Here is a 20813-nt window from a genome sequence, read left to right as displayed (position 1 = left end):
AACAGGGTCGTGCGGGTCCGGACGCCGTGCGGACGGACGGCGGGGCACCCCGGCGAGGGGCGCTGCCGTCAGCTGTTGATGCAGACGTTCCCGGCGGTCGGGTTGACCAGCGAGAGGAGGGCGTTGATGCCGTTGCCGCACACGTTGACCGGGATGTTGACCGGGACCTGGATCACGTTGCCGCTGATCACGCCGGGGGAGCCGATGGCCGCACCGTCGGCGTGCGCGCCGCCACGGCCGAAGCCGCCGTAACCGCCACCGTAGCCACCGCCGTAACCGCCACCGTAGCCGCCGTCGGCGAGGGCGCCGCCCGCGCTGCCGAGGACCGCGGCACCCGCCGCGACGGTCAGGACCGCTGCCTTCGAAAAACGCTTCACGAGCTGTTCCTTTCATTGATCACTGCATGCCGGACTGGTCAACGAACCCCCCGCGCGGTCGGATGCGGAGCGTCACCCGGATAGCCGTCCGGCCGGGCGGGCGGAAATATCAGCTGATAACCAGGGGTCTGGGGGGTCGTCAGATGAACCGAGCCGTCAAGGAGCCCCGCACATGCGCCTGTCCTTGCGGCGGACCCCCTCCGCCGCCCTCATAGCCGCCCTGCCGGTCCTCGCCCTCGCCCTGCCCGCGAAGCCCGTCACCGCCGAACCCCACCCCGGCCCGCCGGGCGGAATACCCGGGCGGTACATCGTCACGCTGACGCCGGGCACGTCGCCCTCCGCTGTGCTCGACGGACTCCGGGTCAAGCCGCTCTTCACCTACCGGCACGCCCTGACCGGGTTCGCGGCGCGGCTGACGGAGGCCCAGGCGGCGAAGGTGCGGACCGCCCCCGGGGTCGACGAGGTGGAGCAGGACGCGATGGTGTACATACCGCCCGGCGAGGACGCCCCCGCGGACAGCGACCTCGAACCGCCCGACGCCGGCGGCCCGGCGGAGGACCCCGCGAACTTCCCGGAGGAGCCGGAGGGGCCGGCGGACGAGCCCGGTGCGGCCCCCGGCGCGTCGGCCGCACCGCAGGAGACCGCGGCCCCCGTTGGGACCGCCGCGCCGGAGCAGGCCCCGGCCCCCAGGCCCACGACCAAGCCGGTCCCCCCGCCGTCCGCCGTCGCGCAGCGCATGGGCGGCTTCACACCGTGGGGGCTGACCCGGATCAACAACCGGGCGCTGGGCGGCACCGGGTTCTCCGTGAAGGCGACCGGCGCCAAGGTGACGGCGTACATCGTGGACAGCGGCATCGAGTTCTCGCACCCGGACTTCGGCGGGCGCGCGGTGCGCGGCTACGACGCGATCGGCGACGGACTGGACGGCGGCGACTGCAACGGCCACGGCACGCATGTGGCGGGCACGGTCGGCGGCAGCTACACCGGGGTCGCCCGCAAGGTGCCGCTGGTGTCGGTGCGGGTCTTCCCCTGTGTCGGGCGGACCGCGAACTCCGTGATCCTCGCGGGCATCGACTGGGTCGCCGGACACGCGAAGCGGCCCGCCGTGGCGAATCTGTCGTTCGCCGGCCGGTGGTCCCTGGCGGTGAACCGCGCGGTGGAGGGCCTGTCCAAGGCGGGGGTCTTCCCCGTGACGGCGTCCGGGAACGACAACATCAACGCCTGCTTCGTCTCCCCGGCGGGCTCGCCCGGTGCCTTCACGGTCGGCGCGATCGACCAGGAGGACCGCCGGGCCTGGTTCAGCGACTGGGGCACGTGCGTGGACATCCACGCGCCCGGCGCGGGCATCCTGTCCGCGTACCTGAACGCCTCCTTCCGTGACCTGGACGGCACCTCGATGGCCGCCGCGCACGTCACCGGGATCGCCGCGCTCTACAAGGACACCTACGGTGACGCGTCCTTCGCGACGCTCTCGGCGTGGCTGAGCGATCACGCGATCCGCAACGTCCCCCTGGACGGAGGCTTCGGAACGGCCCGGCTCGCCGCGTTCACCAACGGTCTGTGACACCGCGGCAGCGGCCGGCGACAGCGACAAGGCCGCCGGAGGAATCCTCCGGCGGCCTCGGGTCGGGGTGGTGCGACTGCGTCAGCTGTTGATGCAGACGTTGCCGGCCGTCGGGTTCAGCAGCGCGATGATGCCGATGCCGTTGCCGCAGACGTTGATCGGGATGTTGATCGGCACCTGGACGACATTGCCGCTCAGGATGCCGGGCGAGCCGATGGCGGCGGCCCGCGCGTTGGCACCGCCGCCGCGGCCGAAGCCGCCGTAGCCGTTGCCGTAGCCACCACCGTGGCCGTAGCCACCGCCGTGGCCGAAGTTGCGGCCGTTGCCGCCGAAACCGCCGCCGCGGTTGTCGTTGCCACCGGCGACAGCCGCCGTGGCGGCGCCGAAAACGGTGACCCCGGCGATGATGGTCGAAATGGCGGCCTTGGTGAAGCGGTTCACTTTTATTCCCTTCGGATCGGTCCGACTCCAAACGTCGTGACCGAATCAACGCCTGCAGATGTCCGGGGATGCGAACTATCACCCATATAGTCCCATCAGACAAGCACACTGGGTGATGGATCGTCAGGTCCGGCAGTCGTTCGGACGTGCCCTGGGTGTCGCGTGTGTGCGATGCGCGGCCATTGCCCGGTGCGCCCCGGCGCGGATACGCTGCGTTCGCGATACCGATCGCTTTTCGGAATATCGAACGGTTGAGAACCGCCGTGAACGGTCGGGAACGGCCGCGGACGACCGCCCGGAGAGAGCGAGCAGAGATGGGACGTCTCGTACCCGCAGTGACCAGAGCGCTGGACATCCTGGAACTCTTCCTCGAGGGGGACGGCACGATGTCCGCGCCGGAGATCACCCGCAGGCTGGGGCTCCCGCGCACCACCGTGCACGAGCTGGTGACCACCCTGGCCGCGCGCAACTACCTCGTTCCGGAGCCGGGGCACACGGGCCGCTACCGGCTCGGCGTGCGCACCTACCAACTGGGCAGCCGCTACGCCGAGCAGCTGGACCTGGCCGCCGAGGGGCAGCAGGTGGCCCGGTCCGTCGCCGAGACCTGCGACGAGACGGTGCACGTGGCGGTCCTGGAGGGTACCGACGTCATCTACATCGCCAAGGTCGACAGCACCCACGCGGTGCGCATGGTCTCCGCGGCGGGCCGGCGGCTGCCCGCCCACTGCACCTCGGTCGGCAAGATGCTGCTCGCCGCGCTGCCCGCGGCCGCGCTCGACGACCGCTTCCCCGCCGGCCTCCCGCTGACGGCGATGACCCCGCACAGCATCACCTCTCCGCATGAACTCCGCCGCCAGCTGGACCTGGTGCGCGAGCGCGGCATCGCCGTCGAGCAGCGCGAGTCCAACCCGGACGTCTCCTGTGTGGCCGCCCCGGTGCGGGACTCCGGCGGGCATGTGGTGGCGGCGCTCAGCATCTCGGTACCGATGGTCCGTTGGAGCGAGGAGCGCCTGACGGAGCTGGAGGGACTGGCGGTCAAGGGCGCCGCCGAACTCTCCGAGCGCCTGGGCCACCGCGGCGGCCGGCGGTGAACGGGGTCGAACTCGCCCTCCCCGCAAGGGCGTCACTCGGCGAGGGCCCCACGTGGGACCCGGTCGGCGCCCGGCTCGTCTGGGTGGACATCCTGGCCTCCCGCGTGCACTGGTACGACCCGCTGACCGGCCGTACCTCGGTCATGGCGACCGGGCAGCACGTCGGCGCCGCCAAGCCGCGCGCGGGCGGCGGCATCGTGGTCAACCTCCGTGACGGCGTGGCGGTGTACGACGCCGACGGCGCCTTCCGCTGGCTGCACCGCGAACCCGTCCCCGGCCGGCGTGCCAACGACGCCGCGGTGGACGCCTCCGGGGCCCTGTGGGCCGGCACCATGCGCTACGACGAGGCGCCCGGCGGCGGGACGTTGCGGCGGGTGGCCCCGGACGGCACGGTCGAGCCGGTCCTGGACGACGTGGCCGTCAGCAACGGGACCGACTGGAGCCCCGACGGATCGCTGATGTACTACGTCGACAGCCCCACCGGCCGGATCGATGTCTTCGACGTGGACCGCGACACCGGACTGGTGCGCAAGCGGCGCCCGTTCGCGGTGGTCGAGGAGGGCGCGGGCTTCCCCGACGGGCTCACGGTGGACGCCGAGGGCTGTGTCTGGGTGGCGCTGTGGGACGGGGCCGCGGTGCGTCGCTACACCCCGCGCGGCGCCCTGGACCGGGTGGTCGAGGTGCCCGTGCGGCGGCCGACGGCCTGCGCCTTCGGCGGGCCGCACCTGACCGACCTCTACATCACCTCCGCCCGGACGGGCCTCGGGGAACGGGAGCTGTCCGCACGGCCGCTGGCCGGTGCGCTGATGGTGCTGCCCGGGGCGGGGCAGGGCATGCCCGAAGTGCCGTATGCGGGCTGATTGAGGGGGAATTCGGGGCTGATCGGGTTCCTAAACCCGCATGTCCCGGCTTTCACAGAGGTTTCACTTGTTCGACGAACGGCTCATGTGTACGTCGTACCGGTGTCTCACATACGCTGCCCGGACGATGGACTACTGCGCAGCGTGCCGACGGCACATCAACGGCGCCCTGTCTTGCCCGGGGTGCGGAACGCCCGCTCACCAGCTCGGTGAGAAGGGCTCCGAAGGCGTGCCCGGGGCGCAGACCTCCTCGGCGGACACCGAGGCCATGGAGACCGTCGCACCCGGCAGGGCCGAACGCCGCCGCGCGGCGGCCCGCGGGGGGAGTGACGGGGGTTCGCGCCGCTCCGGCAGCCGCAGCCGTACCCGCAGCATCCGCACCCGGCGCAAGTCCCGTCTGCTCGTGGGCACCCTGGTGGGCGCCGCGATCGTGCTGGTCGGCTGGAGCGTCGCCGAACTGCCGCTGGCCGGCTACGTCACCGGTGAGCAGACCCAGTCCGCCGGTTCCGACGAGGTGCCCAGCCCGAGCGCCTCGCCGGGCGCGACGTCCTCGGCGCACGCCTCCTCGGGGGCGAGCGTCACCGCCAAGCCGGCGTCCGACGCGTCCTCGTCGGCCTCGGCCAGTGCCAGTAGCAGTGCCTCGACCTCGTCGAGTCCCTCGGCCAGCGGCAAGCAGTCGGCCACCGCGACCGCTTCCGGCGCGGTGAGCCAGGCCCCGGGCGGCTCCCACCCGCCGACCACCTCTCCCGGCGGCGGTTCGGGTGCCTCCAGCCCGGCGTCGAACCCGACCACCGCGGCTCCGCCCCCGCCGCCGACATCGACGCCGAAGCCCACCTGCACCCGTTTCCTGTGGTGGTGCAGCTGACGGGTCACCGCCCGTCGTCCCAGGCCGGTCGTCTCCGCAGGTGCTGGCCGCCGGTCAGTCCCGGCCCGTCATCCGCTTGAGCAGGTCGCGCAGCGTCGCCCGTTCGTCCGGCGAGAGCGCGGCCAGCGGCTCCCGTGCGAAGTCCAGGGAGCCGCGCAGCCGTCCCGCGGTGTCCTCGCCCGCGTCGTGTGGCGGCCGCGAGCTTGACCCGCCGGTCGGCCGGGTCCGCGCGCCGCTCGACCAGCCCCTGCGCCTCCAGGCGGTCCACGATGCCCGTCACGTTCGACGGCTCGCACTTCAGCCGTGCCGCTATGCCGCGCATCGGCAGCGGCTCGCGGGCCAGCAGTGTCAGCACGCGCGCCTGGGCTCCGGTGAGCCGGTGGGCGGCGGCGGCCTCCTCGTACTCCTCGTGATAGCGCGCCACGACGGTGGCGATGAGGTCGACGACCTCCACGGTCAGCGGATCGGCGCGGCGTGGCATGGCCCCAGACTACCGGTTGCTTGACATCATCAAACATCCAGGTACATGGTTGGTTGAGAACCTAAAGCTTTTGGAGGCGTTTCCCCATGCCGCAGAGCCGTGAATGGCACCTGGTCGCCCGCCCGCACGGGTGGCCGAAGCCGGAGGACTTCGCGCTGCGCGAGACCGAGGTCGGCGAGCCCGGCCCCGGGCAGGTCCTGGTCCGCAACCTGTATGTGTCCGTCGACCCGTACATGCGCGGCAGGATGAACGACGCGAAGTCGTACGCGGAGCCGTACCGGCTGGACGCGCCGATGCATGGCGGCGCGGTCGGCCGGGTCGTCGCCTCCGACGCCGAGGGCTTCGCCGTCGGCGACCACGTGCTGCACTCCCTCGGCTGGCGCGAGTACGCCCTGGTCGACGTCAAGTCCGCGGTCAAGGTCGACCCCGATCTCGCGCCGCTGAGCACCTATCTCGGCGCGCTCGGCATGACCGGCCTGACCGCCTACGCGGGCCTGCTGCGGATCGCGCAGCTCAAGGAGGGCGACGTCGTCTTCGTGTCCGGCGCGGCCGGCGCGGTCGGCAGCCAGGTGGGCCAGATCGCCAAGCTCAAGGGCGCCTCGCGGGTCATCGGCAGCGCCGGCTCGGACGAGAAGGTCAAGCTGCTCACCGAGGAGTACGGCTTCGACGCCGCCTTCAACTACAAGAACGGCCCGGTGGCGGAGCAGCTGGCCGCCGCCGCCCCCGGCGGCATCGACGTCTACTTCGACAACGTCGGCGGTGAGCACCTGGAGGCCGCCATCGGCGCCCTCAACCTGCGCGGCCGGGTGGCCGTCTGCGGCATGATCGCGATCTACAACGCGACCGAGCCCGCCCCCGGCCCGCGCAACCTGGCCCGCCTCATCCAGAACCGGCTGCGCATCGAGGGCTTCCTCGTCGGCGACCACTACGACCTGCAGCCGCAGTTCGTCCAGGAGGTCGGCGGCTGGATCCGCGAGGGCCGACTGCACTACCGGGAGACGGTCGTGGACGGCATCGAGAACAATCTGGAGGCCTTCCTCGGCGTCCTGCGCGGCGACAACACCGGCAAGATGCTGGTCCGCCTGCCCGAGTAGGCCGGTTCCCGGCCGGCATACAGGGGCGCGCTCCCGCGGGGCGCGCCCCTGTCGCTGTCATAACGGGCGCCAACGCCCCGCCGGGACCGCCCGGTTCAGGCCCACGCGCCGCCTAGGCGCTCCCGGGCGTTCCGTCCGCCGCGCGGGGCGCGGTCAGCAGGGCGACGAAGTCGCGGAACAGGGCGGGCATGTCCACCGCCTCCGGGTCGTGCAGCCACTGCGTCTGCAGGCCGTCCATCACGGCGACGAGCAGGGGCGCTGCCTGCTCGGGCGTGAGGCCGCCGGGCAGTACGTCGCCGTACTCGCTGCGCAGCGACCGCGCCCCCCACTCGCGCACCCGCGCGTAGCGCTCCTTGAAGTACCCGCTCGCGGGGTGGTCCTCGGTGACGCTGTCGCCGGCGAGGACGGTGAAGACCTGGACGACGCCGCGCCGGGTCGCGTTGTACTCGACCAGTCCGGCGATCATCTCCAGCGGCCAGGCGGAGCCGTGCAGCGCCGCGGAGGCCATGTCCCATTGGTCGCGCACGTCCAGCACCGCGATCAGCAGTGCCTCCTTGGTCGGGAAGTAGTGCAGCAGGCCCTGCTGCGTCAGACCGACCCGCTCGGCCACCGCCGCCAGCGAGGCGCCGCGGTAGCCGCGTTCTGCGATCACTTCGGCGGCGGCCTGGATGATCTCGGCCTTGCGGTCCTCGCTGCGGATCGCGCGCCCGAGTCCCCGCCCGCGGTCGTTGGCTGTCACGACGGCGAGCCTAACCGGGCCGTGGCGAGCCCGGGTAACGAGCGGGTGACGACACCTACCGATCATCAGGGAGGAGGGCCAGGATGGCGGGCGGCAGGAGGAGGGGACGCCCCGTACCGGCCGGCGCGATGCCGTGGCCGGAGCGGGACGGCCCCGTGCACAAGGCGACGACAACCGGTCCCCGACATGGGAGTTGACCCGATGACCGACACCGAGCGCGCGGCCGCCGTGGAGCAGGCCCTCGGCAAGCTCGACCTCGACACCAAGGCACGTCTGCTGGCCGGGCAGAACATGTGGTCCCTGCCCCCGGTACCCGAGATCGGACTGGGTTCCCTGGTCATGTCGGACGGACCGATCGGCGTACGGGGCGTCCGCTCCACCGCCGACGACCCGTCCGTCGCGCTGCCCAGCCCCACCGCGCTCGCCGCCACGTGGGACCCCGACCTCGCCCGCCGCACCGGGCGGCTGCTCGCCCAGGAGGCGCGCCGCAAGGGCGTGCACGTGCTGCTCGCGCCCACGGTCAACCTGCAGCGTTCGCCGCTGGGCGGACGGCACTTCGAGGCGTACTCCGAGGACCCGTACCTCACCGGCGAGATCGGCACCGGCTATGTCGCCGGAGTCCAGGACGGCGGTGTCGGCACCACCGTCAAGCACTTCGTGGCCAACGACGCCGAGACCGACCGCTTCACCGTCGACAACGTCATCGGCGAACGCGCCCTGCGCGAGCTCTACCTCGCCCCCTTCGAGGCCATCGTCAAGAACGCCCGCCCCTGGGGCGTGATGGCCGCCTACAACGGGGTCAACGGCTCCACCATGACCGAGCACCGCCGGCTCCAGAACGAGGTGCTGCGCGAGGAATGGGGATTCGACGGCTTCGTCGTCTCCGACTGGATGGCCGCCCGCGACACCGTCGCCGCCATCACCGGCGGCCTCGACGTGGCCATGCCCGGCCCGCGCACGGTGTACGGCGAGGCGCTCGCCCAGGCGGTACGGGACGGGCGGGTCGAGGAGTCCGTCGTCGACGACGCCGTGCGCAACGTGCTGCTGCTCGCCGCCCGTGCCGGGCTGCTGGAGGGCGTGCCCGCCGCGGTGCACGCCGGGGCGCTGCCCGCCGCCGTCGACGGAGAGGCCCTGGCCCGGGAGATCGCGCGGCGCTCGTTCGTCCTGCTGCGTAACGAGCCACGCGAGGGACGGCCCGTGCTGCCGCTCGACCCCGCGCGGCTCCGCTCCGTCGCCCTCGTCGGCGCCGCCGCGCGCGACGCCCGCGTCCTTGGCGGCGGCTCCGCGCACGTCTTCCCCGCCCACGTCGTCTCCCCGCTGGACGGGCTGCGCGCCGCGCTGCCCGCGGGCACGGAGCTGACGTACGCCGTCGGCGCCGACCCCAGCGACGAACTGGCCGCCGCGAGCGCTGGGTTCGCACTGCGCGCGCTGTGCCGGGACGCCGCGGGACGGCCGCTGGGGGAGACCGCCCTGCCGAGCGGCCAAGTGCAGTGGATGGGCGGCGACCTGCCCGAGGGCGTCTCCTACGGCGCGCTCCACACCGTCGAGGTCACCGGCACCTTCACCCCGCGTGAGAGCGGCGCCCACCACTTCGGGACCCGCGGGCTCGGCGGCTTCCGGCTGGTCGTCGCGGGCACGGTCGTCTTCGACGGCGTACAGGAGATGGGCCAGGAGACCGACCCGTTCGAGGCGTTCTTCGGCGCGCCTCTGGACCGGGGGACGGTCGAACTGGAGGCGGGCGTGACCGTCCCGGTCGCCCTCGCGTACGACGTCTTCAAGATCGAGGACATGCCCATCGAGGCCGTCGCGTTCTCCCTCGTCCACGGCGGACCGCGGCGCGACCCGGACGAGCTGATCGCGGAGGCCGTCGCGGCCGCCCGCGACGCGGAGGTCGCGGTCGTGGTCGTCGCCACCACCGAGCGGGTCGAGAGCGAGGGCTTCGACCGCGGCGACCTTCGGCTGCCGGGGCGTCAGGACGAACTCGTGCACGCCGTCGCCGCGGCCAACCCGCGCACCGTCGTCGTGGTCAACTCCGGTGCCCCCGTGGAACTGCCGTGGCGGGAGGAGGTCGCGGCCGTGCTGCTCGGCTGGTTCCCCGGGCAGGAGGCGGGCGCCGCGCTCGCCGACGTGCTGCTCGGCGCGGAGGAGCCCGGCGGGCGGCTGCCGACCACCTGGCCGGTGAGGCTCGCCGACGCGCCGGTCACCCGGGTCCAGCCGAGCGAGGGCACCCTGGTCTACGAGGAGGGCGTCTTCATCGGCTACCGCGCCTGGGACCGGTCGGACCTCGCCCCGGCGTACGGCTTCGGTCACGGGCTCGGCTACACGGACTGGGAGTACGAGGGCGCCGGCTACGAGGCCGCCGGCCATGACGACGCCGACACGCTGGGCGTCGTGACGGTGCGGCTGCGCAACACCGGTGGCCGCTCGGGCCGCGAGGTCGTCCAAGTCTACCTGGCGGTGCCCGAGGACGACCCCGCGGAGCGGCCGGCCCGTGTCCTCGCGGGCTTCGTCTCCGTGGAACTGCCCGCGGGCGGCGCCACGGAGGTGCGCGTGCCGCTGTCCCGGCGGGCCGCCCGCACCTGGGACGAGGCCGCCGGCGCCTGGCGCACCCCGCCCGGCACCTACACCGCCCAAATCGGCCGCAGCCTCGCCGACCACAGGCTCACGGTCCCGGTCCCGGTGACCGGCTGACGCGTGGGGGGACGTCCCCGGGGAGGCTGCCGGCCCCCTCCCCGGGTGGGGCGGTCAGGGGTGGGTGGCCGAGAGGAGGGCCACCGCGCCTGCCCAGGGGCCCGGGTGGTGCCAGCGGAGACGGGCTCCGGCCAGGGAGAGGGGGGCGCCGAAGGGGGTGAGCGCGGCGTCGACGGTCCACAGGCCCTCGGGGAGGACCAGGCCCGCCGAGTCGCCGGGGTCGGCGAAGGTGTGGAGGACGGCCAGGGCGCGCAGGCCGTCCGGGGCGACCCGCAGGACCGTCTGGAAGCCCGTGGCGTTGCCGGCGGCGTCGGCGGCGCGCGTGCCGCTGTGCAGGGAGATCCCTTCCTCGATGACGGGCACCGCGCGCTCGTACAGCGCCAGCGCCCGCCGCACCAGCGCCCAGCGCGCGGCGTCCAGCCGGCCGGGGTCGCCGGAGAGGGACATCCGGCCCAGGAAGCCCGCGGCGAGGCGGGAGACGAGGGTGCGGTCGTCGTCCTCCGGCCCCAGTTCCACCGGGACCAGGGACTGCCGGGGCAGCAGGACGCGGTGCAGGTTCGCCGCGACGACGGGGACCTCGCGCGCGTCGACCGCGCCCGTGCCGCGGGAGAGCGCGGTGACGGCGGTGTACGCGGGGGTGACGCGGTGGCCGCCCGCGCGGTTCTCGATCACGAGGTCCGGCAGCCGCGCGGCGAGCGCGCGCAGGAAGTCGACCGCGGCGTCGCCCAGTTGACGGGAGGTCTCACCGTCGGCCGCCAGGTCCGCGCCGCAGTCGACCGTCAGGTACCCGAAGTCCCGCAGCACCGCCGTCATCCGGTCGAGCAGCGGTTCCGCCACCTCCGGGCGGCGCAGATCGAGCAGCCGCCGCCCGGCGACCGCCGCCGGCACGCCCTCGTGGGCGACGTGCCCGTCCTCCGCCCCGTACCGCTTGGACAGCTCGCCGGTGGTCTCCGGCTCCCACCACAGGCCCGGCACGAACCCGCGCTCCCGCAGCGCGCCGGCGGTCGCGGCGAGGCTGTCCGGGAAGCGGGCGGTGCTGGGTTCCCAGTCGCCGTGCGCCCGGTCCGGGTCGGTGCCGGGCTCGGCGTACCAGCCGGGGCCGAGCGTGACGTAACGCACCGGCGTGCCCGCGAGGCGGTCGGCGAGCGCGACGACCCGCTCGTGGGACGGGTCGTCCACGGAGAAGGAGACGGGCAGCGAGGGCTCCGCCCCCGGGCGCGGGTGCCCGGACTGCGCGGACGTCAGCCGGTGGCACAGTTCGTCGAGGTCGCCGCGCACCACGGACAGCACCGCCTCCGGGGCCTCCAGGTGCCCGCCGGGCGGCAGTGTGCGGCGACGGCCGCCGAAGCCCGCGTCGGCCGGACCGCCGCCGACGGCCAGCCCCGCACCGGACCGCAGCACCTCCAGCTGCCAGGGCCCCGACGCGGCGAGCTGGACGCCCCACACGACGCCGGCCACGGTGTCCTCGACGGCCAGGAACGGCAGCCAACCCGCCACCGGCAGCAGCCCCGTGGCCCCGAAACGCTCTGCCACCGTGCCGGCGGTGCCGCCCCGCGGGCGCTCCAGGCCGAGCCGTTCGACGGGCTCCGAGACCAGCCGTGCCTCGGCGCCCCGGGCGCAGCGCAGGCGGTGCACGACGAAGCGCCCGGGATCGGAGGCGTCTTCCCCGGCCTGCCCGGCGTCCCCGGCTTCCCCTGCCTCCCCGGCGAACATGGTGAGGCCGCCGAGGGTGAAGGAGCTCAGCAGTTCCAGCGTCTGCGGACGGCCGCCCTCGTTGACCGCGCTCGTGCGGACCCGGACGAAGCCGTCGCCCCGTACGATGCGGTGGCGCAGGACGAGGCCGTCGTCCGTGGCCAGTTCGGTGGTGACGGCGTCGTCCGCCGCCTCGTGCGCACGCTCGCGCAGCGCCGCGGCCGTCGCCCCGCGCCGCAACGTGCGTGCGGCGCCGTACGGTTCGGTCACCGCGTCGCCGGCCCGCGCGGCCGTGGCCAGCGGCTCACCCGCCGGGCCGGCACCCGGGACGGCCCCCGCCGCGAGCGCGGTGGGAAGGAGTTCCAGCGCCCGCACACCTCGGTCGGCGGGGCAGCGGACGGTCAGGTCTCCCCATGCGTACACACGGACTCCAATGCTGTTGCGGGCGTTGATGTTCGGCCGTGCCGATCTCACGTTCCCCACTCGACGTTACGAGCACCTGACGCGCCCCCGAACGCAAGACTGAGGCCCGGCGTGTGACCGCCCCGTTCCGCCCTCGGACGGCCCGCGCCCGGCGGTCCCGCCCCTGCTCAACGGGCCGGCGCCGGGCAGCCGGGCCCCCGCGGGGCGTGTTGGCGCGCCCGGCGGCACGGCGGCGGCGGGCCCGCGGCACGCCCCGCTCCGGCGCGCGCGGGCGCTCGGCGGACCCGGCCGCGGGGGGAGAGCCCGGGCGTCCCCCGGCCGGACGCGGACCGATTGCGGGGCGGGGCAGGCGCGGTGACGCTCGTGGCATCCGCGCCGACCCGAGGCGTCCCCCTGAGGAGCAGTAGATGCCCGCTATATGCCCCCGGCCGGTCGTGGCCGCCGCAGCCCTCGCCCTTGCCGCCGCCTCCGCCCTGCTGACGGGCTCCGCGCAGGCGAGCAGCGGGCCGCCGGACCCGGCGGACCCCACGGCGCTGGTGGGCGGCTGCACGGTGAACGGCACGGCCGTCCTGGGCGCGGCGGTGACGGGGACGGAGGGCGCCGACGAGATCGAGTGCCCGGCGGGGGTGGCCGCCGGCACGGTGATCAGCGGCGGGGGCGGCGTCGACGTCATCACGATCACCGGCGTGAACGCGGGCACGGTCGACGGCGGCGCCGGGACCGACCTGATCGAGATCGACGGCGGGAACACCGGCACGGTGAGCGGCGGCACCGAGGCCGACATCATCGAACTCTCCGCCGACGCCGTCGCCAACTCCGGTGCCGTGAACGGCGGTGCGGGCGCCGACGTGATCTCCGTCGAGGCCGACGACGCCGGGCCGGGCAGCGTCACCGGTGACGCCGACACCGACGTGTGCTTCTTCGACGCCGAGCCGTCGGGCCCGGCGGACTGCGAGATCGTGGCCTGATCCCGATCCGCGGCGGCCGGACGGTCCCCCCACCCCGGGAGGGTCGCATACCCTGTCGCGCATGCGAGATCTTGCCACCGGGATACGTCACTTCGTGGACGGCCAGCGCTGGGTCGCCCGGCACGGCCGCTGGTTCGGGTTCGGGCTGCTGCCCGCGCTCATCACCCTCGTCGGCTACGTCGCGGCGCTGGTGGTCCTGGCGTTCTGGGCCGACGACGCGACCGCCTGGGCGACCCCGTTCGCCGACGACTGGGGCTCGCCGTGGCAGGGGCTCTTCCGCGGCCTGCTCACCGCCGTCGTCTTCGGCGGCGGCCTCGTGCTGGCGGTGATCTCCTTCACCGCCGTGACGCTGCTGGTCGGGCAGCCCTTCTACGAGTCGCTGGCGGAGCGCGTCGACGACACCGAGGGCGGCGCCCCCGACGGCCCGGACATCCCGCTGTGGCGCGAACTGCTGCGGTCGGCCTGGGACAGCCTGCGGGTGCTGGTGCGCGTCACGCTCTGGACCGTCGCGCTCTTCGGCGCGGGCTTCATCCCCGTCGTCGGGCAGACCGTCGTGCCCGTGGTCGGCTTCTGCGTCTCCGGCTTCTTCCTGGCGCTCGAACTCAGCGGTGTCGCCTTCCAGCGCCGCGAGGTGCCGCTGCGCGAGCGGCTGAGGATGCTCCGCGGCCGGATGATGCTGAGCCTCGGCTTCGGTGTGCCGCTGGTGCTGTGCTTCCTCGTGCCGGTCGTCGCGGTCTTCCTGATGCCCGGCGCGGTGGCCGGTGCCACCCTCCTCGTCCGCGACCTGATGCCGCCGCAGGCGGACGAGCGGCGCGCCGAGTCCGAGCCCGAAGCCGCGCCCGAGGCCGCGCCGCGTTCCCTGGACCTCCGCAAACCCTGACCTTGCGGAGGGAACCGTTCCCCGTCCCGCGTGTGACCTCAACTGTGTGGGGTGACGCCAGGACGCGAGGGGGACGCGATGGCACAGCGAACCGATCAGTACGACGACAACCAGCGCAGCTACCGCACGTATTGGGACGGCCGCGGCTACGAGCACGACGCCGAGGTCGCCGCGCTGCGCCGGCTGCTGGCCGGCCGCCACTTCGGCCACGCCGCGGACATCGGCGGCGGGTACGGGCGCCTCGTGCCGGTGCTGCGGGAGTTCGCCGACCGGGTCACGCTGGTGGACTCCAGCCGCCGTCAACTCGACGACGCGCAGGAGTACCTGGCTGGCCTGACCGGCGTCAGCATGCGGCTGACGACCGTGGCCGGCCTCGGCCTCCGCCCCGGCAGCGTCGACCTGGTGACGATGATCCGGGTCATGCACCACCTGCCCGACCCGGCGCCCGCGCTGGCCGAGATCGCGCGCGTCCTGCGGCCCGGGGGGACCGCGGTCGTCGAGAGCGCCAACCTCGCCCACGCCGCCAACCGGCTGCGGTACGCGGCCCGGCGCCGCCGCGTACCGCGGGAACCGGTCGACATCCGTTCGGCGGCCAACCGCGAGCGCGACAGCATCCCCTTCGTCAACCACCACCCGCGCACCGTGGAGGCCCAGTTGGAGGCCGCCGGGCTGCGGGTGCAGCAGCGGCTGTCGGTGTCCAACCTGCGCAGCACGCGGCTGAAGCGGGTGGTGTCGCGGGGCGTGCTGGTCCGCGCCGAGGAGGCGCTCCAGCGACCGCTGGCTCGGGTGACGTTCGGGCCGAGCATCTTCTTCCTGGTACGGAAGGCGGCGTAGGCCTCAACTCCGTCAGCGGGACCGCGCGGGCACGTCGCGCCGGGCGCCGCGGAGGCGGGGAGTGCCCCGGTTCCTCTGCTAGCGTCCGGTTGTCTGTGCCGGTCAGCATGGGGAGTGACGCGTGGTGCGGTGGGGTCGGCGTCTGGTGATGGCCACGTGCTCTGCCCTGGTGACGGCGTGCCAGGCCGTGCCGGCGACTCCGGCGGAGCCGACGGGCTCCGGTGCCGGGTGCGCGCCCGCCCGCGTCTTCGTCTCGGGCCAGAAGGGCTACAGCACCTTCCGCATCCCCGCGGTGGTCCAGGTGCCCGGGTCCGGCACGGCGGGCCCCGTGCTCGTCGCCTTCGCGGAAGGCCGGCGGGAGTCCGGCGCGGACCACGGTGACGTCGACGTCGTCGAACGCCGCTCGACGGACGGCGGCTGCACGTGGACGGCGCTGCGCAAGGTCGCCGGCTCCGGGCCGAACACCCGGGGCAACCCGGTACCGGTGGTGGACCCGTCCGGGCGGCTGGTGCTGCTGACCACCCGCAACGGCGGAGCGACCACCGAGGCCGACATCATGTCCGGCGACGCCGTCCCCGCCGACGGGCGGCGTGTCTTCGTGCAGTCCAGCGACGACGCCGGGGTCACCTGGTCGCAGTCCCGGGAGATCACCGCGCAGGTGAAGCGCCCCGGCTGGCGCTGGTACGCCACCGGCCCCGGCCACGGCATCGCGCTGACCACCGGTCCCCACAAGGGACGGCTCGTGGTCGGCGCCGACCACTCCGTCACCCCGTCGCCGGACAGCGGGGACAACGGCTCCGAGCCGCGCTGGTACGCGGGGCACAGCCTGCTGAGCGACGACGGCGGCAGGACCTGGCGGATCGGCTACGTCGACGCCGCCGGTGACGGCCGGGTCAATGTCAACGAGACCGCCGTCGCCCAACTCCCCGACGGACGGGTCTACTTCAACGCCCGTGATCAGAAGGGCACCGACCGCGGCAGCCGGGCGCACGCCTGGAGCGACGACGGCGGCACGACTTTGCAGGCCCCCTTCAGGACCGTTCCCGGGATCACCGCGCCGTCCGTCGAGGGCAGCCTGCTGCAGACCTGGGACGGCCGCGGCTCGGGCCCGCTGCTGCTGGCGGCCCCGGGCGACCCCCGGGACCGGCTGGGGATGACCGTGCGGGCGAGTCTCGACGGCGGTGTGACGTGGTCGGCCGGGTACCGGCTGACGAAGGCCAGGGCGGCCTACTCGGACCTGGTGCAGATCGACAGTGAGCACGTCGGCCTGCTGTACGAGACCGGGAGCGTCACCCCGTACGACACCGTCACCTTCACCCGGCTCACGATCGCCTCGCTCCTGCGCTGACCCGGCGGGCGCGGGGGCCGGGGCCCCCTGTCCATCCGCCGGGCGGGTCCGGGATGCTGGGAGATCGCGCGTCCACCTGGCGCGCACGTGATCGGCTCGGAGGTTCCCGGACAATGCGGCCCCCCACCCGGACCGGCGTGCCGGCCCTCGAACCGCCCGCCGGCGCTCCCTCCGTGAGTGCCCCGGCGAGCGCCCCCACCGCCGCGGCGCAGACCGCGGCGCAGACCGCGGAGGAGGCCCGGCTGGACCGGGCCGCGCCGCAGGAGATCCTGCGCCGCAGCGGCTTCGACGCCGCGGCCCCCCGCTTCGCCCGGGCGCTGGCGGCCGCGCACTCCCGGGCCGCGGCGCAACGCGTCGTGCGCCGGCACGGCCGCGCGCTGTGGCAGGACGCGGTCGGCAGGGCGCAGGGACGCGTTCCGGCCGGTGGCGACCTCAGCCGCGACGACGACCGGCCGCTGTACTGGGCCCGGCTCGCCCTCACCCGGACCCTGCGCGCGTGGCAGCCGTCGTTCCCGCTCGGGGAGGACGGGCGCGCCGCGCTGCTGGACCGGCTGGAGCGGAGCTCCCGGGGCATGGACGGCCCCCGGCTGCCCGCGGCCGGGGGCGTCAGGCGCATCCTGCTGACCGGCTTCGACCCCTTCCGGCTCGACGCCGACGTCCGCCGCAGCAACCCCTCGGGCGCCGCCGCGCTCGCCCTGGACGGCGTCACGATCCGCACCGCCGCCGGACCGGCCCGCGTGCACGCCCTCGTCTTCCCGGTCCGCTGGGACGACTTCACCCGGGGCACCGTCGAACGCGCGCTGCGCCCGTGGTTCCGTCCGGGCCCGCACCGCGTGGACCTGTTCGCCACCGTCAGCCAGGGCCGCGACGGCCGCTTCGACCTCGAACGCTTCAACGGGGCCTGGCGCGGCGGCCATCCGGACAACGCCGGCGTCCCGGTCACCGGTCCCGTTCCCGTCCCGTACGGCCACGAGCCGCCGCAGTGGACGACGACGGGACTGCCGTACCAGGCGATCGTCGCGGCCGGGACCGGTCCCTTCCCGGTCCACGACAACACCGCGGTCACCGAGATCCCGGCCGGGGCCACCGTGCCCGTCGCCGGCGACTCCGGTCCGACACCCGGCTCCACGGCGCGCGCCGGTGGCGGCGGCGACTACCTCTCCAACGAGATCGCCTACCGCGCCACCCTGCTCCGCGACGAACTCGCGCTTCCCGCGCCCGGCGGGCATGTCCACACCCCTGTGCTGCAGTTCGGCCCAGGCAACACCGACCCCGGCACCGGCGCCGTCACCGATCCGGGATTCCTGGCCGACCGCCTGGCCATCACCGCCCAGCTCCGCGCGATCCTCATCGCGGCCGCCGGCGGCTGAGGCGGGTCCCCGGGCCGGCGCCGGGTGTCGAGGGTGCTGAACGAAAGCCGGAGCGGAGCCGTAAGGGACTGCGAAAGACCGCAAGATAGCTTCCCTGCGCACCTCTTGTCCCACATACACCCCACACGCCCCACATGTGAGGGATGTGCGACAGAGTTGTGCGGGCAAGGGGAAACAGGTCGCCACGGCGCGGCCTCTGTGATCGAGGGAGGTCCTGCCGTGACCGTCGCCGTCGGCGTCTCCGGTAATGCCACCGAATTGTTCCGCGCCAACACCGCGCACAGTCCCTCGTACTTCGCATTGCGCCGCGCAGCCGGTGGCATGTCCTCCCCCGAAGGGGCGTCCGACATCGTCGACTTCTGCATCCCGTGCAATCCGTACTTCCCGAGCCCGGCGATGTACGAGAAACTCCGGCACTCGATGCAGGACATCCTCACCTATTATCCGAGCAGCACGGACGTCATCACCAACGAGCTGTGCTCCCTGCTCGGGCTCAACCCGCAGACCGTCGCCATGGGCAACGGCTCCACCGAGCTGATCACCTGGATCGACCACCTCTTGGTCCGCGACAGCCTCGCCATCCCGATACCGACCTTCGGGCGCTGGACCGATCAGCCGATGGAGACCGGCAAGCGCGTCGACATGTTCCTCCTCCCCGAGGCCGCCGGTTTTGCACTCGACCCGGCGGCCTTCGTCTCGTTCGTCCGGGCCCGCGGCTCGCGCACCGCCGTCATCTGCAACCCGAACAACCCCGACGGCGGCTTCCTCCCCAAGCACGCGGTCGTCGGCCTCATGGACGCCCTCGCCGACCTCGACCTGGTCGTCATCGACGAGTCCTTCCTGGACTTCGCCGACGCCGAGGCGTGGCCCAGCGTGGCGGCCGAGGCCGTCCTGCGGCCCAACGTCATCGTCCTGCGCAGCCTCGGCAAGAACTTCGGCCTGCACGGCATCCGCTTCGGCTACATGGTCGCCAACCCCGCCCTCGCCGGGAAGGTGCGCCGGATGCTGCCCAAGTGGAACCTCAACTCCTTCGCCGAGGCCGTGGTCTTCATGCTCAAGGACCACCGCGAGGAGTACGCGCAGAGCCTGCGCATGGTCGCCCGCGACCGCCAGGAGATGATCTGGCAACTGGCGGCGCTGCCCGGCCTGACCGTCTACCCGTCGCAGGGCAACTTCGTCTTCGTCAAGCTGCCCGACGGCGTGGACGGCGCCGTCCTCCGCGACCGGCTGCTCGCCGAGCACGGCGTCCTGGTCCGCGAGTGCGGCAACAAGCTCGGCAGCAGCAGCCGCTTCATGCGCCTGGTCGTGCGGCCGCAAGCGGACGTCCAGCGGCTGCTGACCGGGCTGAGCACGGTGCTGTACGGCAGCACCTGGTACGCCGCCACGCCCGAGGCGGCGCCCGCCCCCGTGCCGGAGCCGGCGCCGCAGATCCAGCAGCTCCCGCAGATCCAGCCCGCGCCGCAGCCGGTGGCCGTGCCCGTCCCGCAACAGCTCCAGCTCCAGCAGGCACAGCCCCCGCAGCCGGTCTACGAGCAGCCGGCCGCCCTCCCGCCGGCGCCCCCGCAGCCGGTGTACGAGCCGCAGCGGATGGCCCCGCCACCGGTCTACGAGCCGCAGCCGATGGGCTCACAGCCGGTCTACGAGCCGCAGCCGATGGGCCCGCAACCGGTGTACGAGCCGCAGCCGATGGCCGCCCAGAGGCAGATGCCCCTTCAGCCGCAACCGCCGCAGCCCCCGGCCCCCGAGCTCTACCCCGCGGCCGCCGAGGTGCCGCCCGCCTTCGCCTCCTCCAAGCCGGGCTCGCCCAGACCGGCCCTGTACTGGCAGGACGCTTCCTGACCCGGCCGCCGGCCGCCGGAATCAGCTCACGCCGAAGGAGTGCACGGTGGTGCTGCGGTACGTCTGCCCGGGGCGCAGGACCGTCGAGGGGAAGGACGGGCGGTTGGGGGAGTCCGGGAAGTGCTGGGTCTCCAGGCAGAAGGCGTCCCCCTGCCGGTAGACGTGACCGGAGGGGCCCGCGAACGCACCGGCGAGGAAGTTGCCCGTGTAGAACTGCATGCCCGGCTCGGTGGTGGCGAGCCGCAGCGTGCGGCCGGAGACCGGGTCGGTGACCGTCGCCACGTGCTCGGGAAGGTCCGTGCGGCCCTTGTCGAGCACGAAGTTGTGGTCGTAGCCCTGCCCGTACAGGATCTGCTGGTGGGGGGTGCGGAGGTCGCGCCCGATCGCCTTCGCCGTGCGGAAGTCGAACGGTGTGCCCTCCACGGGCGCCAGTTCGCCGGTCGGGATCTGCGTGGCGTCCACCGGGGTGAAGCGGTGGGCGGCGATCTCGGCCTCGTGGTCGTCGACTCCGCCGCTGCCCTCGCCGCGCAGGTTGAAGTACGTGTGGCTGGTGAGGTTGACCACCGTCGCCTTGTCGGTCGTGGCGCTGTAGTCGATGCGCCACCGGGCGTCCGCGGTCAGCGTGTAGACCACCTGGACCTCGAGCGTCCCCGGGAAGCCCATCTCGCCGTCCGCGCTGGTGCGCCGCAGCACGAGCCCGCCGTCGCCGCCGTCGGTGAAGCCCTCCACCGCCCAGACCCGCTTGTCGAACCCCTGGTCGCCGCCGTGCAGGCTGTTGGGCCCGTCGCTCACCGGTACCTGGTACTCCGTGCCGTCCAGGGTGAAGCGGCCCCGCGCGATCCGGTTGCCGTAGCGTCCGATGAGCGCGCCGAAGTACGGGCTGTGGGCCACGTAGTCGTCGAGGTTGTCGAAGCCGAGGGCGACATTGGCCCGGTGCCCGTGGCGGTCGGGCAGTTCCAGGGTCTGCACGATCCCGCCGTACGACAGCACCCGCAGGGTGATCCCGCCGCCCCGCACGGTCCAGATGTCGACCTTGGTCCCGTCCTCCAGGGTCCCGAAGTGTTCCTTGCTCACCTGTGTCCCACCCGCGGGTCCCTTGTCGTGTGGGCGGCCGGCCCGGTCGTGCCGGCCGCGAGGGCGCTGGTCCCGCTCGTCGCGGGCGCGACCGCCCCGAGCGCCGCGCCAGTGATCAATGTACGTCCGTTCCCGGTGCGACTTCACACGGGAGCGGCGCCGGCCGCCGTCCGGTGACGGAC

General features: G+C 73.9%; 17 protein-coding genes and 1 pseudogene. 12 read left to right on the top strand and 6 right to left on the bottom strand.

What is annotated here, in order from left to right:
* Positions 1-68: 68 nt before the first annotated feature.
* Complete coding sequence (locus ACFWVC_RS23540; RefSeq protein WP_384289373.1) at positions 69-377, bottom strand: chaplin; 309 nt, start codon at positions 375-377, stop codon at positions 69-71.
* A gap of 172 nt (positions 378-549) precedes the next feature.
* On the opposite strand from ACFWVC_RS23540, the gene ACFWVC_RS23535 reads away from it, so the two are divergent.
* Positions 550-1941: a S8 family serine peptidase gene (locus ACFWVC_RS23535; RefSeq protein ID WP_384289370.1), complete on the top strand. Its 1392-nt coding sequence runs from the start codon at positions 550-552 to the stop codon at positions 1939-1941.
* Between the two features lie 81 nt (positions 1942-2022).
* Here the strand turns inward: ACFWVC_RS23535 and ACFWVC_RS23530 are convergent, their stop codons facing one another.
* Positions 2023-2382 carry a chaplin gene (locus ACFWVC_RS23530; protein ID WP_384289366.1) on the bottom strand — a complete coding sequence of 120 codons (360 nt, stop codon included), beginning with the start codon at positions 2380-2382 and terminating at the stop codon, positions 2023-2025.
* A 314-nt stretch (positions 2383-2696) separates the two neighbouring features.
* Between ACFWVC_RS23530 and ACFWVC_RS23525 the strand changes: the two genes are divergently transcribed.
* From ACFWVC_RS23525 to ACFWVC_RS23515, 3 genes are all read left to right on the top strand, one after another.
* Positions 2697-3473, top strand: a complete 777-nt coding sequence (locus tag ACFWVC_RS23525) for an IclR family transcriptional regulator (protein WP_384289364.1) — start codon at positions 2697-2699, stop codon at positions 3471-3473.
* Complete coding sequence (locus ACFWVC_RS23520; protein ID WP_384289360.1) at positions 3470-4333, top strand: SMP-30/gluconolactonase/LRE family protein; 864 nt, start codon at positions 3470-3472, stop codon at positions 4331-4333. The genes ACFWVC_RS23525 and ACFWVC_RS23520 overlap by 4 nt, the downstream gene beginning before the upstream one ends.
* 229 nt (positions 4334-4562) lie before the next feature.
* Positions 4563-5198, top strand: a complete 636-nt coding sequence (locus tag ACFWVC_RS23515) for a hypothetical protein (protein WP_384289357.1) — start codon at positions 4563-4565, stop codon at positions 5196-5198.
* 54 nt (positions 5199-5252) lie between these two features.
* Here the strand turns inward: ACFWVC_RS23515 and ACFWVC_RS23510 are convergent.
* Positions 5253-5679: pseudogene (locus ACFWVC_RS23510) on the bottom strand (MarR family winged helix-turn-helix transcriptional regulator).
* Between the two features lie 86 nt (positions 5680-5765).
* Here ACFWVC_RS23510 and ACFWVC_RS23505 point away from each other — a divergent pair.
* Positions 5766-6773, top strand: coding sequence for an NADP-dependent oxidoreductase (locus ACFWVC_RS23505; RefSeq protein WP_384289355.1), 1008 nt, complete (start codon positions 5766-5768; stop codon positions 6771-6773).
* A gap of 112 nt (positions 6774-6885) precedes the next feature.
* On the opposite strand, the gene ACFWVC_RS23500 is transcribed toward ACFWVC_RS23505, so the two are convergent.
* Positions 6886-7512 (bottom strand): TetR/AcrR family transcriptional regulator, encoded by a 627-nt coding sequence (locus ACFWVC_RS23500; RefSeq protein WP_384289353.1) that lies wholly within the window; start codon positions 7510-7512, stop codon positions 6886-6888.
* Positions 7513-7713: 201 nt separating this feature from the next.
* Between ACFWVC_RS23500 and ACFWVC_RS23495 the strand changes: the two genes are divergently transcribed.
* Positions 7714-10203: a glycoside hydrolase family 3 protein gene (locus ACFWVC_RS23495; RefSeq protein ID WP_384289351.1), complete on the top strand. Its 2490-nt coding sequence runs from the start codon at positions 7714-7716 to the stop codon at positions 10201-10203.
* Between the two features lie 54 nt (positions 10204-10257).
* Here ACFWVC_RS23495 and ACFWVC_RS23490 read toward each other — a convergent pair whose 3' ends face one another.
* The gene (locus tag ACFWVC_RS23490) at positions 10258-12318 is read right to left on the bottom strand and encodes a glycoside hydrolase family 36 protein (protein WP_384289348.1); all 2061 of its coding nucleotides are present in this window, start codon (positions 12316-12318) and stop codon (positions 10258-10260) included.
* Between the two features lie 407 nt (positions 12319-12725).
* Between ACFWVC_RS23490 and ACFWVC_RS23485 the strand changes: the two genes are divergently transcribed.
* The 6 genes from ACFWVC_RS23485 (at position 12726) to ACFWVC_RS23460 (ending at position 19557) form a co-directional block, all read left to right on the top strand.
* A complete protein-coding gene (locus ACFWVC_RS23485; RefSeq protein ID WP_384289345.1) occupies positions 12726-13286 on the top strand; it encodes a hypothetical protein in 561 nt (186 codons plus the stop codon).
* Positions 13287-13347: 61 nt separating this feature from the next.
* Entirely contained in the window at positions 13348-14166 is an 819-nt protein-coding gene (locus ACFWVC_RS23480; protein WP_384289342.1) for an EI24 domain-containing protein, read from the top strand.
* A 78-nt stretch (positions 14167-14244) separates the two neighbouring features.
* Positions 14245-15000 (top strand): class I SAM-dependent methyltransferase, encoded by a 756-nt coding sequence (locus ACFWVC_RS23475; protein WP_384289340.1) that lies wholly within the window; start codon positions 14245-14247, stop codon positions 14998-15000.
* Positions 15001-15148: 148 nt separating this feature from the next.
* Positions 15149-16348: an exo-alpha-sialidase gene (locus tag ACFWVC_RS23470; protein ID WP_384289337.1), complete on the top strand. Its 1200-nt coding sequence runs from the start codon at positions 15149-15151 to the stop codon at positions 16346-16348.
* A 113-nt stretch (positions 16349-16461) separates the two neighbouring features.
* On the top strand, positions 16462-17718 hold the full coding sequence (locus ACFWVC_RS23465) for a pyroglutamyl peptidase (protein WP_384289334.1): 1257 nt from the start codon (positions 16462-16464) through the stop codon (positions 17716-17718).
* 219 nt (positions 17719-17937) lie between these two features.
* Positions 17938-19557: an aminotransferase class I/II-fold pyridoxal phosphate-dependent enzyme gene (locus tag ACFWVC_RS23460; protein ID WP_384289332.1), complete on the top strand. Its 1620-nt coding sequence runs from the start codon at positions 17938-17940 to the stop codon at positions 19555-19557.
* Positions 19558-19578: 21 nt separating this feature from the next.
* Here ACFWVC_RS23460 and ACFWVC_RS23455 read toward each other — a convergent pair whose 3' ends face one another.
* Positions 19579-20631: an aldose epimerase family protein gene (locus tag ACFWVC_RS23455; protein WP_384289329.1), complete on the bottom strand. Its 1053-nt coding sequence runs from the start codon at positions 20629-20631 to the stop codon at positions 19579-19581.
* Positions 20632-20813 lie beyond the last annotated feature (182 nt).

The organism is Streptomyces sp. NPDC058691 (assembly GCF_042714775.1).
Lineage (GTDB): Bacteria > Actinomycetota > Actinomycetes > Streptomycetales > Streptomycetaceae > Actinacidiphila.
The sequence above is the reverse complement of the archived record's forward strand: the minus strand, read 5'-3'. Positions and strand labels throughout refer to the sequence as shown.